14 protein-coding genes are annotated in these 13,087 nt (G+C 49.7%); all 14 read right to left on the reverse strand.

The window, feature by feature from the left end; genetic code table 11:
- Positions 1-2 precede the first annotated feature (2 nt).
- The 14 genes from tolB to D6M16_RS07410 all read right to left on the reverse strand — a co-directional run bounded on the left by tolB (position 3) and on the right by D6M16_RS07410 (position 13,053).
- A complete protein-coding gene (gene tolB / locus D6M16_RS07345) occupies positions 3-1,349 on the reverse strand; it encodes a Tol-Pal system beta propeller repeat protein TolB (RefSeq protein ID WP_120511236.1) in 1,347 nt (448 codons plus the stop codon).
- 13 nt (positions 1,350-1,362) lie between these two features.
- On the reverse strand, positions 1,363-2,409 hold the full coding sequence (tolA, locus tag D6M16_RS07350) for a cell envelope integrity protein TolA (protein WP_120511237.1): 1,047 nt from the start codon (positions 2,407-2,409) through the stop codon (positions 1,363-1,365).
- A gap of 8 nt (positions 2,410-2,417) precedes the next feature.
- Positions 2,418-2,867, reverse strand: a complete 450-nt coding sequence (gene tolR / locus D6M16_RS07355) for a protein TolR (RefSeq protein ID WP_240435542.1) — start codon at positions 2,865-2,867, stop codon at positions 2,418-2,420.
- Positions 2,868-2,871: 4 nt separating this feature from the next.
- A complete protein-coding gene (gene tolQ / locus D6M16_RS07360; RefSeq protein ID WP_027253435.1) occupies positions 2,872-3,558 on the reverse strand; it encodes a protein TolQ in 687 nt (228 codons plus the stop codon).
- Positions 3,559-3,963, reverse strand: coding sequence for a tol-pal system-associated acyl-CoA thioesterase (gene ybgC, locus D6M16_RS07365; RefSeq protein WP_120511238.1), 405 nt, complete (start codon positions 3,961-3,963; stop codon positions 3,559-3,561). It lies immediately after the preceding gene.
- A gap of 223 nt (positions 3,964-4,186) precedes the next feature.
- Positions 4,187-4,513 carry a cyd operon YbgE family protein gene (locus D6M16_RS07370; protein WP_120511239.1) on the reverse strand — a complete coding sequence of 109 codons (327 nt, stop codon included), beginning with the start codon at positions 4,511-4,513 and terminating at the stop codon, positions 4,187-4,189.
- Positions 4,485-4,604 carry a cytochrome bd-I oxidase subunit CydX gene (gene cydX, locus D6M16_RS07375; RefSeq protein ID WP_046222334.1) on the reverse strand — a complete coding sequence of 40 codons (120 nt, stop codon included), beginning with the start codon at positions 4,602-4,604 and terminating at the stop codon, positions 4,485-4,487. Before cydX ends, D6M16_RS07370 begins: the two co-directional genes overlap by 29 nt.
- Positions 4,605-4,615: 11 nt before the next feature.
- Entirely contained in the window at positions 4,616-5,752 is a 1,137-nt protein-coding gene (gene cydB / locus D6M16_RS07380; protein WP_120511240.1) for a cytochrome d ubiquinol oxidase subunit II, read from the reverse strand.
- 25 nt (positions 5,753-5,777) lie between these two features.
- Positions 5,778-7,361, reverse strand: a complete 1,584-nt coding sequence (gene cydA, locus D6M16_RS07385) for a cytochrome ubiquinol oxidase subunit I (protein ID WP_120511241.1) — start codon at positions 7,359-7,361, stop codon at positions 5,778-5,780.
- A 1,043-nt stretch (positions 7,362-8,404) separates the two neighbouring features.
- A complete protein-coding gene (gene ruvB, locus D6M16_RS07390) occupies positions 8,405-9,418 on the reverse strand; it encodes a Holliday junction branch migration DNA helicase RuvB (protein ID WP_120511242.1) in 1,014 nt (337 codons plus the stop codon).
- Positions 9,419-9,428: 10 nt separating this feature from the next.
- Positions 9,429-10,049 carry a Holliday junction branch migration protein RuvA gene (gene ruvA, locus D6M16_RS07395; RefSeq protein WP_120511243.1) on the reverse strand — a complete coding sequence of 207 codons (621 nt, stop codon included), beginning with the start codon at positions 10,047-10,049 and terminating at the stop codon, positions 9,429-9,431.
- A gap of 102 nt (positions 10,050-10,151) precedes the next feature.
- Positions 10,152-11,609, reverse strand: a complete 1,458-nt coding sequence (locus tag D6M16_RS07400; protein ID WP_120511244.1) for a methyl-accepting chemotaxis protein — start codon at positions 11,607-11,609, stop codon at positions 10,152-10,154.
- A 173-nt stretch (positions 11,610-11,782) separates the two neighbouring features.
- Positions 11,783-12,304 (reverse strand): crossover junction endodeoxyribonuclease RuvC, encoded by a 522-nt coding sequence (ruvC, locus tag D6M16_RS07405; RefSeq protein WP_027253444.1) that lies wholly within the window; start codon positions 12,302-12,304, stop codon positions 11,783-11,785.
- Between the two features lie 5 nt (positions 12,305-12,309).
- Complete coding sequence (locus D6M16_RS07410) at positions 12,310-13,053, reverse strand: YebC/PmpR family DNA-binding transcriptional regulator (protein WP_120511245.1); 744 nt, start codon at positions 13,051-13,053, stop codon at positions 12,310-12,312.
- Between the last annotated feature and the right edge of the window lie 34 nt (positions 13,054-13,087).

Here is a 13,087-nt window from a genome sequence, read left to right on the forward strand (position 1 = left end):
CCCTATAAGAACGGTCCCCAAGATGGCGCTCTTACTCGCCCACTGGTAGCTGGTAAACGAGCCTTAAAACGACCATCTATTGATACCAGAGACAACTCGTTGGATTTGTTATTAACCGAGCTGTAGATCACCATGCCACCGTTAGGGGCAATGCTTGGAGATTCATCCAAAAATGTTTTCGTCAAAATCTGTACAGCACCCGTTTTCAAATCCTGTTTGGCAATGTTGTAACCCGAGTCCGATCGGTTCACCATTACCAAATAGCGGCCATCTGGAGTCAGCTGACCACCGAGATTTTGCGATCCTTGCCATGTCAGACGCTCAGTCGAACCGTCAGCTAAATTTACTCGATATATCTGAGGTTTACCACCTCTGTCTGACGTGAAAATCATAGATTGACCGCTTGGATCCCAAAACGCTTCAGTGTTGTTTGCACGCCCGTCCGTCACCTGTTTCATCGCTTTAGTTTGTAAGTCCATTACGTAAACTTGCAAACTCCCACTTTTCGACAAGACCATGGCCAGTTTCTTCCCGTCAGGGGAAAAACGCGGTGAACCATTGTGTCTAGGGAATGAGGCGACCATTTCACGAGTCCCATTCGTAATGTTCATGATAAAAATCTGGGACTGCTGATTCTCAAAGCTGACATAAGCCAGTTTGTTGCCGTCAGGAGACCAGGATGGCGACATCAGCGGCTGTTTGGATTTCAGGACCAGTTGCTCGTTATAGCCATCGTAATCAGCAATGCGAAGCTGATACGGATAATCCGAATTATCGTCGATGACCACATAAGAAATACGCGTCAGGAACGCCCCTTTTTCACCGGTCAGTTTTTCATAAACCACATCCGAGATACGATGTGCATACTGACGCATACGGTTAGTTCTGACTGTCGCTCGGTTGTTCAGCAAAACGTGATCACTGGTCTGAACCAGTTTACCGTCTTCCAGACCACGACTCTCACCGTTGGTTAACTGACCACGCACCACATCAATCAGTTGGTAATTGATAACATAATTACCATCAGCGTTTTTGCTGACAGAGCCTGTTACCAGCGCGTCTACCCCCAGTGCTGTCCAGGCGGCATAGTTGATATCTGCCTCGCTGGTCGGCGTTTGCGGCATGGCATTAGGTGCGACAGGACTAAATTTGCCACTGCGACGTAAATCCGAGGCAATTACTGACGCCATATCAACAGGCGCTGCGCCACCACCTTCCCACCGAAAGGGAATAATGCCGATTGGGCGTGCCGAGTCGACACCTTCTGTAATGACCAGTTCCAGTTCAGCGTGTGCCAGTTGGCTCATGGTGAGCAGGGCGACACACAAGCCCAAAATCCAACGTTTCATTTAGCTTTCCCTCTTAACTTACTGGCTTCACGGTTAAGCGAATTGAACGCAGTTTTTCCACCACTGCCGGATCTTCTGGCATGGGAAACTGGCTGACTTTTGCAACGGCCGCTTTTGCTGCGCGGCACAAACCTGTATCGCCCCCCACATCCGACACATCCAGCAGCAGTCCGCTCACTGACAGTCGCATTTGCAGGTTGCACTCTTTACCCGAGAAATTTTGATCAAACAGCAAATTTTGCTGAATCATCTGTTTATAAATCTCGCCGTAACGGGCAGTTTCATCAGCGATGAACTGCCCCTTCGCACTGCCGCGTTGCTCAGTTTCCGCTTCCAGACCTGCAAACATGTCATTAAGGGCCGCTTCCTGCTGTCGCTGCAGTGCTTTTGCTTCTTTCGCTTTACGTTCGGCTTCTTTACGGGCGGCTTCAGCTTTACGCGCTTCTTCTTCCGCTTTTTTCTTCGCCGCTACCTTCGCTTTACGTTCAGCTTCTGCCTGGCGAGCCGCTTCTTCCGCGCGCTTTTGCTCTTCAATTTTCTGCTGACGCGCAATTTCAGCTTTACGTGTAGCTTCTTCAGCTTCCTGCTTAGCTTTTAACTTAGCCTGGCGCTCAGCTTCTGCTTTTTTCGCTTCTTCACGAGCCAGTTTCGCTTGTTCGTCCGCCTGACGCTTTTCTTCTGCTGCTTTTTCTTTTTCACGAGAAATCCGGGCTCTTTCAGCATCTGCTTCGCGCGCCGCTTTCTCAGCCTGAAGCTTATCTGCTCTCAGCTTGCGAATGCGCTCTTCTTCAGCCTGACGCTGCTGTTCCAGTGCGACAGCCTGGCGCTCAAGGCGCTCAAGACGTTCCTGCTCGGCTTTCTTCGCCGCATCACGCTGCTCGCGAAACTGACGGGCCTGCTGATTAACCAAAGCAGGATCCACGACAACGGCCTGAATAGTCGAACCCTGAGGCTTAGGCTTCGACATAGTAAAATCCGTTCCCCAAATCAGAGCAGCAAACAATACAGCATGGAAAAATAACGAAATGATGATGGCAACTGTATAGTTGTTTTTTTTCATTTACTTCCCTATTGCTCAAATGGCTCAGTCATCAGACCCACAGAGCCAACACCTGCCTGATTCAAAGCATCCAGTGTTTCGATAATCGCTGAATAAGGGACTCTGGCATCACCACCCACCATAACGGGCGTTTTCGGATTAAGCTGCAATTCGGCTTTAACGCGCGTCAGCAGTTCCGTCAACGGCAAGCCACGTATCATGTCATCGTTGTTGACGCTCAGACCAAGCTGACCATCTTTGTCCACCTCGACAATGATAGGTGCGCCAGTATCGTTTTCACCGGCCAGCTCTGCCGCGGTTTTTGCCGTATGTGTTGCCGGTAACTCGACATCCACGCCCTGAGTCACAAATGGTGCTGTCACCATAAAGATGATCAGGAGTACCAACATCACATCAATGTACGGAACAACATTGATTTCCGCCGTCATCTTGCGCTTTTTCGGTTGATAAACCGCCATGATGTTACTCCTGGTTAGCAGCAAATGCCTGACGGTGCAGGATACTGGAAAACTCTTCCATAAAGGTGGCGTAGTTATGCTCCAGTTTGGCAACCTTGTTGGTCAGGCGGTTATAAAACATCACGGCAGGAATAGCAGCAAACAGGCCCATCGCCGTTGCAACCAATGCTTCGGCAATACCCGGAGCGACCATAGCCAGTGTTGCCTGCTTCACGGCGCCCAGCGCAATAAAGGCGTGCATAATGCCCCATACTGTACCGAACAGACCGATATAAGGGCTGATTGAACCCACAGTGGCCAGAAACGGCAGATTGGTTTCCATTTCTTCCACTTCCCGTGACAGCGACACACGCATCGCACGGCCAGCTCCTTCCATAACAGATTCAGGGGCTTTGCCATTATTACGGTGTAAACGGGCAAACTCTTTAAAGCCCGCATAAAAGATCTGTTCCGTTCCGCTCAGATCGTCTTTACGGCTCTGCACTTCCTGAAATAAATGGGATAAATCAATGCCAGACCAGAAACGGTCTTCAAAGCGCTCGGCTTTAGATGCTGCCTGAGACAATATCTGCGAACGTTTCACAATCATCGCCCAGGAGATGACCGACATTCCCAGCAGGATCAGCATGACAATTTTGACCAGCAGGCTTGCCTGCAAAAACAAATCCAGAATAGAAAGTTCAGCACTCACTTAGGCTATCTCCGACAGTATATGTTCTGGTATCACAATAGGTTTCATTGAACTAGGGTCGACACAGGCTACCTGAACAGTAGCTTTACACAAGCATTGCCCCTCATTGTTTACTAAAATCTGACAAAATTCGATGGAGGCTCTGCGTACTTTCAACGGCCAGGTACGAACCTTAAGCTGATCGTCTAATCTGGCACCTTTGAGGAAATCAATTTCAAGATGGCGCACCACAAAACTGAAACCCTGCTCTAACATGTCCTGTAAGCTGACCCCAAAGCTTCTGAATAGTTCCGTTCTGCCACGCTCAAAAAACTTAAGATAATTGGCATGATAAACAATGCCGCCTGTGTCAGTGTCTTCAATATAAATAGTGATTGGCCATTCAAAGGCGTTTTCTTCCGTCATCCCAATACCACTAATGATGATGCATAACCAACGCCAAAAAAATGACGTCAGAAGGTAATCCAGCAATAACTATACCGGAGTTAAATTAGAGAATGAAACCCCTGACTTTCACCATGAATTATTTCCTTTCAATTTTTGACCTTGTCGGTATTTCCGGGAAATACTGCCACATAAAGCACAGCCCGCTATTTTCAGCGGGCTGTGTTGTATAACCTACATGCCTTCAACTCAGACGGAGCCACAACAGACCCGCCAATATGGGCAAAGCGGCATAAGGCGTGAAAAACAGCTGCCAATACCAGCGGCGAGGCACGAAACCTACGCCAAAGATAATCGCGCTACAGCATGACCAGATGAGTGCCGGAGAAATAACAGGTCCAAAACCACCTATCTCTCTGGCGAACAAAACGGGATCCCAGATCACGAGACCGCCTGTTACCAGTCCCATCATCAGGGCCAGCACACGTAACACACCGTGCGCCAGCCAGGCATGGCTGGTTCTGACCCAGACGTCGATGCGATTACTCACTGTCAGATTGGTTTTCAGCATCCATATTCTCTGTCGTTTCTAGCCACAGTGCATTAATGATACCGAATGAGCAGGCTAACAAGACCCCCAGGATCCAGGCGAAATACCACATAGTCAGTCTCCTTAGTACAGTGAATTTTTATTGTCTTCGATGTATTGCTTATCGAGACGTCCAAACATTTTGTAATAACACCAGCAGGTGTAGGCCAGAATAATAGGTACCATGACAAAAGCGACCACTGTCATAATGTTCAACGTCAGCTCACTGGACGTTGCATCCCAGAGTGTCAGACTGTGGTTCGGGATCTCGCTGGACGGCATGATGAACGGGAACATTGCAAAGCCGAAAGTCAGAATAATGCCCGCCATGGTCAGACTGGAGAACAGGAAAGCAAACCCTGCCCGTTCAATACGACATGCCAGAATCGTCAGCACAGGCATCACAATACCCAGTGCCGGAGCAATCCACAGCAGCGGCTGAGCATTGAAATTCATCATCAATGCGCCAGTCTGGCGAATCACTTCCTTATTGAGCGGGTTTGACGCCGCATCTTTTACCATCTCAGAAGCGATCACATACCCTTCCAGGTTTTTCGCCCAAAATCCGGCCAGAACAAAAGCGACTAAGGTAATTAACGCTGTGATTGGCGCGATGTTACGTGCGCGCGCATGCAACTCCTCAGTGGTTTTCATCTGCAGATATACCGCGCCCTGAGTCACTATCATCGCCAGGCTGACAATACCGCAGAGCAAAGCAAAGGGATTCAGAAGGCCAAAAAACGAGCCTTTATACGTCGGAATCAGCAGTTCGCTCAGCACAAAAGGCACGCCTTGCAGCAAGTTACCGAAAGCGACACCAAAGATCACAGGTGGCACCAAGCTACCGATGAAAATCGCACGATCCCACAGGTTACGCCATTTTGGATCTTCAATTTTCGAGCGGTAATCAAACCCCAAAGGACGGAGCCAGAGAGCCGCGACTGTCAGAACCATGGCCAGATAAAACCCGGAAAAAGCCGTCGCATAGACTAGCGGCCAGGCCGCAAATAATGCACCGCCGGCTGTGATTAACCAAACCTGGTTACCGTCCCAGTGCGGTGCAATGGAGTTAATCATGATCCGGCGTTCGGTATCTGTTTTACCAATAATGTTGGTGAGCACACCGACGCCCATATCGAATCCATCTGTCACAGCAAAACCGATGCACAATACACCAATCAGCAACCACCAGATAAGACGTAACACTTCGTAATCAAACATTTTTAATTCTCCTGTCCGTCTCAGATCACTTCATGACCGGGTTGTCAGTTAAGTCATGCGGCGCGACATTCTGTTCGAAATGATAACGCCCGGTTTTCAGACTGCTTGGACCCAAACGGGCAAATTTCAGCATCAGATAGACTTCTGCGATCAGGAAACAGGTATACAGAGCAATAATGACGGCCATTGACGTCAGCACATCCGACACGGCCACATTGGACGCCGCCATCGCTGTAGGCAAAATCTCACCCACTGCCCAGGGCTGACGACCGTACTCAGCGACAAACCAGCCTGCTTCAATGGCGATCCAAGGTAGCGGAATGGCATACAGCGCCGCACGGAGCACCCATTTTTTCTCAGTGATTTTATGACGACACGTTTGGATAAATGCTGCAGCAAACACACCCAGCATGATAAAGCCACAGCCCACCATGATGCGGAAGCTCCAGAACAATGGCCAGACGGTAGGCAACGAATCAGCCGCTGCTTGTGCGATATCCTCTTCGGTGGCATCCACTACCCTGTCGGTATAAGGCTTCAGCAACAGACCATAACCAAGATCTTGTTTCACGGCATCGAACGCAGCGACATTTTCAGGTGATTTGTCACCCGCACGCAACTTCTCAAGCAAGCCATAGGCTTCCATACCGTTACGGATACGCACTTCATGCTCATCTTTCAGATCACGTAAACCTGTGACTTCAGTATCAAATGAGCGCGTAGCAATAATACCCATCACATAGGGGATCTTAATGGCGTAATCCGTATGCATGGTTTCCTGGTTGGGAATACCGAACAAGGTGAAAGCTGCCGGCGCTTCTTCGGTGTGCCACTCCGCTTCAATAGCGGCCAGTTTTGCCTTTTGCACATCACCCAACTCGTAACCGGATTCATCACCCAGCACGATCACAGACAGGATAGAGGCCATACCAAAAGAAGCCGCAATCGCGAATGAACGGCGGGCAAACGGCAAATCACGGCCTTTGAGGATGTAGTAAGAACTGACACCCAGAATGAACATGGCGCCTGTCACATAGCCTGATGCCACAGTGTGAACAAATTTCACCTGAGCAACCGGGTTGAGTATCACCTCGGCAAAGCTCACCATCTCCATGCGCATGGTTTCGAAATTGAACTCAGCGCCAACCGGGTTTTGCATCCAGGCATTGGCAATCAGAATCCACAATGCAGAGAAGTTTGAGCCCAACGCCACCAGCCAGGTCACCGTTAAGTGCTGGCGCTTGCTGAGTCGATCCCAACCAAAAAAGAATAAGCCGACAAAAGTGGATTCAAGGAAAAAGGCTATCAGCGCTTCAATGGCGAGCGGGGCGCCGAAGATGTCGCCGACGTAGTGAGAATAGTAAGCCCAGTTCGTGCCGAACTGGAATTCCATGGTAAGTCCAGTGGCTACACCCAGTGCAAAGTTAATGGCGAAAAGCTTACCCCAGAACTTGGTCATGTCCTTGTAGATTTGCTTTCCGGTCATCACATACACAGACTCCATGATGGCAAGCAGAAACGCCATGCCCAAAGTCAGCGGGACGAACAAAAAGTGATACATCGCAGTCATAGCGAACTGTAACCGCGATAGTTCGACGATATCAAACATGATAACTCCTTAAGTCGCCAGTCTCCCGGCAACGTACAACATAGTTGATCGAGCACGCCCAGCAAGCAATCTTCAAGATTACCGTTAATCGGTTAAAATTTCAGCAATCATTGGTTGATAACCCGACAACGCGTTTTCCATCGTTAGGCTACGCAAAACGTCAGCGAACAGGCCTGCCTGTTTTTCAAGATCATTTCCTGACTGGCGGTTAGCTCGCCAAATCGGATGTTGCAGACTTGTTTCGAATTATAGATTTTAATGTAAAACCACAAACAGAAAAGCTGAAACTAATACTACTGACTTCGCCACACAGGTTCAAAGGTATTTATAAAAAACGCGCGGATTCGCTAAGTAGATTTCGATTTAAATCGTATAGATAAGTTATTTCCATGCTCGAGATCAAACTTTTACTAACTGCATAGTTTTGTAGCTAACACTTTAAATAAATGTGATTTTTCAATTATAAAGTTACAAAAAATGCAAACTTAATCACTTCTGCAGAGTCTAAAAACACAGCAAAATACGGGTACTTTTTCTCAGTAAAGCTGAAGAACAAAAACGGCTTGAGCGCAGAAGATAACGTCAATAAACAAGCGTAAGAACAGTACAATTAAATTAAAACCGATACGCCTTATCGATTACTTTTTCTAATGTATATAAATAAAGAGAGACGACAAGTTCACACTGCAGGTATCACCACACTGGCAGACATAACAGCTGTGACGCTTGATCGGAGATAAAGATATTCCTATTAACATTTCCCAGCCAGGTTGCGGCACCCATGTCCAAGTTTTAAACAATCACTACCCATCCCGGGCCTGACAGAAAAATTCGCAGCTCATGCTCAGCATTCACCATTTGAGCCTTTACCAGCATCCAGGCGATGGAAACTGTCTGGATTTGACCCGTCTGACTCACAAACTTTTTCAGAAAATGTTAATGACATTAGATTACTCAGACGGCTTTAGCCGAAAAAACCATGCGTGAAAAACAAACAAAAACGGAGCCCAAGGCTCCGTTTTTAACATTTGATTATCTGTCTCTCAGCTGTTCGGGATATCCAGGCCAAAATGCAGATAGGCGCGATGGGTCGCGATCCGTCCCCTGGGTGTGCGCTGCAAATAACCCTGTTGGATCAGATAAGGTTCGAGCACATCTTCTATTGTATCCTTCTCCTCTCCGATAGCGGCCGCCAGATTGTCCAGCCCCACCGGGCCACCCATAAATTTATCAATAATCGCCATCAGCAATTTTCGATCCATATAATCAAAGCCGCTGCTGTCCACATCCAGCATATCCAGCGCCTGGCTCGCCACTTCTTCACTGATATGGCCATCACTTTTCACTTCAGCATAATCCCGTACGCGCCGTAACAAGCGGTTCGCGATACGCGGCGTGCCGCGGGCACGGCGTGCAATCTCCAGCGCCCCTTCAGGCACCATAGACAACCCGAGGCAGCGGGCACTGCGTTGAACAATATCTTGCAGATCGGCAACTTTGTAGTATTCCAGCCGCTGAGTAATACCAAAACGATCACGCAGCGGAGAGGTCAGCGAACCGGCACGGGTTGTCGCGCCCACCAGAGTAAAAGGGGGCAGATCTATCTTGATAGAGCGTGCTGCCGGCCCTTCACCAATCATGATATCAAGCTGGTAATCTTCCATCGCCGGGTAGAGCACTTCTTCCACCTGAGGACTGAGACGATGAATCTCATCGATAAAGAGCACGTCATTTTCTTCAAGGTTGGTCAGGAGTGCGGCCAGATCACCGGCCTTTTCCAGCACCGGCCCTGAGGTGGTCCGTATACTGACGCCCATTTCGTTCGCGACAATGTTAGCCAGTGTGGTTTTACCCAATCCGGGAGGCCCAAAAATCAGCAGATGATCGAGCGCTTCAGCACGCAGTTTCGCAGCCTGAATAAAAATTTCCATCTGGCCACGAACATGATCCTGGCCCTGATAATCCTCCAATAATTTCGGGCGGATGGCACGGTCTATGACCTCTTCTTCGCGGTTGACCGGGTAACTCCCCGATACCAGGCGATCAGCTTCTATCATACAATCTCACTTACACCATGGAGCGCAGGGCTTCACGGATAATGGCTTCACTTGGCATATCATCCTGCGCGACCTGAGCCACCACTTTAGAAGCCTGCTGCGGTTTATAACCCAGCGCTATCAGGGCACTCACCGCTTCATCTTCCGCCCGATTCTTATCGGATGCGGCAGACTGTGCTCGGCTGGCTGCGGTATCCAGCGCTGGTGTAAAGAGATCGCCCTCCCCCCAGCCTTTCAGGCGGTCTTTCATTTCAACCAGCAGGCGCTCTGCGGTTTTTTTACCAACGCCGGGGATCTTCACTAAGGTAGAAATATCTTCAGTTTCCACACAAAGCACAAACTGGCTGGCCGTCAACGCAGACAAAATAGCCAAACCCAGTTTAGGCCCGACACCATTGGCTTTGATGACTTCACGAAATAAATCCCGCTCACTTTTCTTATTGAAACCGTACAGCAGCTGGGCGTCTTCTCTCACCACAAAATGGGTAGCGATAGTGACTTCCTGCCCTGCTTCCGGCAATTCGTAAAAACAGCTCATCGGCATCTGAACTTCATACCCGATTCCGGCGGCCTCAATCACCACTTCCGGAGGCTGTTTTTCTACTATGATTCCTCGTAATCGGCCAATCACTGCCTTGCCTCTATCTCGCAAATTAAATTGGCTCTAGCATAATAAAGCGCTGGATGGATATCCAGCGCTTTATCAGGATGTAGCAAGAAATGACAGACGAGATCAAGCCTGATGGCGCGACACCAACCTATTGAGACTATCGGCAAGTCCTTTTAACGTTTCGACTCTGTTGGCCAGCTTTGCGCCTTGCTGAGCCACCTGATCCGAAACCTGATTCGTCTGCACCACGCTGTGCGCCACTTCGGTACTGGCCAGATTCAGCTCTTTGAGTGACTGGACCTGAATCCCCAGAGTATCAGCCAGACGATTAACATCCTCAGACAACCCTGTGATCTCGGCAATAATGCCGCCCAGTTCAGTTGCCGTTGCGTGAATGACTTTTTGCCCCTGCTGCACTTCGTTTTTACTTTTCTCTAGCAAGCTGCGGATCTCTGTCGCTGATGCATTACTTTTTGCAGACAGTTTACGGACTTCATCGGCAACTACGGCAAATCCTCGCCCTGACTCCCCGGCTCGCGCCGCTTCAATCGCCGCATTCAATGCCAGCAGATTGGTTTGTTCAGCAACGGCAGTGATCAGCTCGGCAGCCGACATAACGTCATTATTACTGTGCAGGATACGGGCGATAGCTTCGGTCGAGGCATTCAGCGATGCCGAGCTGTGCTGTGCCTGAGTTTCTATCGTCCGGCTTCGCTGGCGCAGCTCAGTCACGGAGCGATCCGATTCATCCAGCCCTTCTGTCATCTGTCCGAGTTGTTGACTCATCTGCTCTGCCGCACTGGCCTGTGACAGACAGTTTTGATTGAGATCTTTCACCTGATGATGCAGCGCATCAGACTGTTGTTCCAGGTCATCAGCTAACTGCGCCAGCTGGCTGGCATTGTCACTGGCACGGTCCATAATGCTACCCAACGCCTGCTCACCTTTTCTGGCTTGTTCAGCCAATGTATAGCTGGCCCGTTCAGCCTCGGAAGACTTCACCAGCGCGGCTTCCCGCTGACGCACGGTAAAGGCCTGGGCGATGCCAATCACAATCAGAGGCAACAATAAGCCAGACCAGGTTTCCAGACGCTCTGCCGCTGGCGTCAATACCAGGTGGGGAAAATCATGGCCAGCCAGTGATTCTTTAACCATCCAGCCTGAGACCAGTACCACTAATGCACTCCAGATCATGGCAGTGACAGGTTTGGCCGCCAGGAAGAAAGCCACTATCAGCAAGGGCATCCAGAATGCCTGTGTGGAGACAACAATACCGCCACTTTGATAGACAATATTCACGGCATGGATCACCATGCCAAGAAAACCCACGTTCACTGCGAGCTCAATCTGTTTCAACCAGCGAACGAGCAAACCGGCCAGTATTTCACAGCCAATAAGAGCCACAGAGGTAATAACCAGACTGGTGTGAGCGTGGCTTGACCATTTTATCCAGCTGTACAAGCCGACAAAAAACGAGATGAGGGTAAAAAATAGCAGGGTATCAACAAGGCGGGATTGCTCGCCTTGCCACTGATGTGCAGTAGGCAAAAACAGGCCTCGCCAAAAAGCGACTGGGGACATTTGGTCATCCTTGTCATTGTTATTTATGAACTATCCAACAGCTCCGACCACTATATTCAGTTAACAATGAATTAACAAAGAAAAAAGCAGCACAAGGCTGCTTTTTTTGATCCGTCCAACAGAACGCATTCCTGACAGGGATATGGATAATCTGACTCAGCAGCACGTGACTGCTATCTGTATCGTCCCCGTTTTGAACCCGATGCCTGTCCTGCCATAGCAACCAGGGTTTTATGGGTATGGGCGTGACAGATAGCCACCGCTAAAGCATCTGCCGCATCCGCCTGTGGCTTACCCGGTAATTTCAGCATATGGCAGACCATGTGCTGAACCTGTACTTTATCGGCACTGCCCTTGCCAACCACCGCCTGCTTAATCAATCTGGCCGCATATTCGCTGACAGGGATATGGGCATTCACAGCGGCGACAATGGCACTGCCCCGTGCCTGACCGAGTTTCAGGGCCGAATTGGCATTTTTACCCATAAAGACTTCTTCGATGGCAAAATCATCGGGTCGAAACTGAGTGATCACTTCGGTGACCCCGGCATAAATCTGATGCAGCCGCCCCGGAATATCGTCACAGCTGGTGCGGATACAACCGCTGCCCAGATATTCAAGTTGCCTGCCCACCTGACGGATAACACCGTATCCCGTGATTCTGGAGCCTGGGTCTATCCCTAAAATAATGGCCATTAATATTACAACTGTTCCGCCACTTCGTCGGAAATATCACCGTTATGGTATACCTCCTGCACATCATCAAGATCATCCAGTGCATCAATCAGACGCAGCAGTTTTGGCGCGGTGTCCGCATCCAGCTCGGCCTTGGTTGACGGAATCAGGGTTACTTCTGCGTTCTGGGCCTCAAATCCGGCACTGTCCAGCGCGTCTCTCACCGGGCCAAAATCCGCCGGTGTGGTGTAGACATCGATAGAACCATCATCATTGGTTTCAACATCATCGGCACCCCCTTCCAGTGCTGCTTCCATGACGGCGTCTTCATCCAGGCCCGGTGCGTAGGAAATCACACCCTTTTTCTCGAACAGGTAATTAACGCTACCGTCTGTGCCCAGATTACCGCCCGCTTTGCTGAACGCATGGCGCACACCGGATACCGTGCGATTGCGGTTGTCTGTCATGCATTCAACCATCACAGCGGTGCCGCCCGGGCCGTATCCTTCGTAAATCACGGTTTCCATGTTGTCGTCACCTTCACCGCCGGCACCACGGCTGATGGCACGGTTGATGGTGTCGCGCGTCATGTTATTGGACAGCGCTTTATCGACAGCAGCACGCAGACGCGGATTGCTTTCCGTTTCAGGGCCGCCTTCTTTGGTCGACACCACGATTTCTCGGATTAACTTGGTGAAAATTTTACCGCGCTTGGCGTCTTGCGCCGCTTTACGGTGTTTGATGTTGGCCCACTTACTATGACCTGCCATAACAATGCTCCGGATTGATAGAGGGTGTTGTCCC

Source organism: Photobacterium salinisoli, from assembly GCF_003614885.1.
Taxonomy (GTDB): domain Bacteria; phylum Pseudomonadota; class Gammaproteobacteria; order Enterobacterales; family Vibrionaceae; genus Photobacterium; species Photobacterium salinisoli.

Coding starts and splice junctions, on each gene's coding strand:
- tolB (WP_120511236.1), bottom strand. CDS start 1,349: ATGAAACGTTGGATTTTGGGCTTGTGTGTCGCCCTGCTCACCATGAGC.
- tolA (WP_120511237.1), bottom strand. CDS start 2,409: ATGAAAAAAAACAACTATACAGTTGCCATCATCATTTCGTTATTTTTC.
- tolR (WP_240435542.1), bottom strand. CDS start 2,867: ATGGCGGTTTATCAACCGAAAAAGCGCAAGATGACGGCGGAAATCAAT.
- ybgC (WP_120511238.1), bottom strand. CDS start 3,963: ATGACGGAAGAAAACGCCTTTGAATGGCCAATCACTATTTATATTGAA.
- D6M16_RS07370 (WP_120511239.1), bottom strand. CDS start 4,513: ATGCTGAAAACCAATCTGACAGTGAGTAATCGCATCGACGTCTGGGTC.
- cydX (WP_046222334.1), bottom strand. CDS start 4,604: ATGTGGTATTTCGCCTGGATCCTGGGGGTCTTGTTAGCCTGCTCATTC.
- cydB (WP_120511240.1), bottom strand. CDS start 5,752: ATGTTTGATTACGAAGTGTTACGTCTTATCTGGTGGTTGCTGATTGGT.
- cydA (WP_120511241.1), bottom strand. CDS start 7,361: ATGTTTGATATCGTCGAACTATCGCGGTTACAGTTCGCTATGACTGCG.
- ruvB (WP_120511242.1), bottom strand. CDS start 9,418: ATGATAGAAGCTGATCGCCTGGTATCGGGGAGTTACCCGGTCAACCGC.
- D6M16_RS07400 (WP_120511244.1), bottom strand. CDS start 11,609: ATGTCCCCAGTCGCTTTTTGGCGAGGCCTGTTTTTGCCTACTGCACAT.
- ruvC (WP_027253444.1), bottom strand. CDS start 12,304: ATGGCCATTATTTTAGGGATAGACCCAGGCTCCAGAATCACGGGATAC.
- D6M16_RS07410 (WP_120511245.1), bottom strand. CDS start 13,053: ATGGCAGGTCATAGTAAGTGGGCCAACATCAAACACCGTAAAGCGGCG.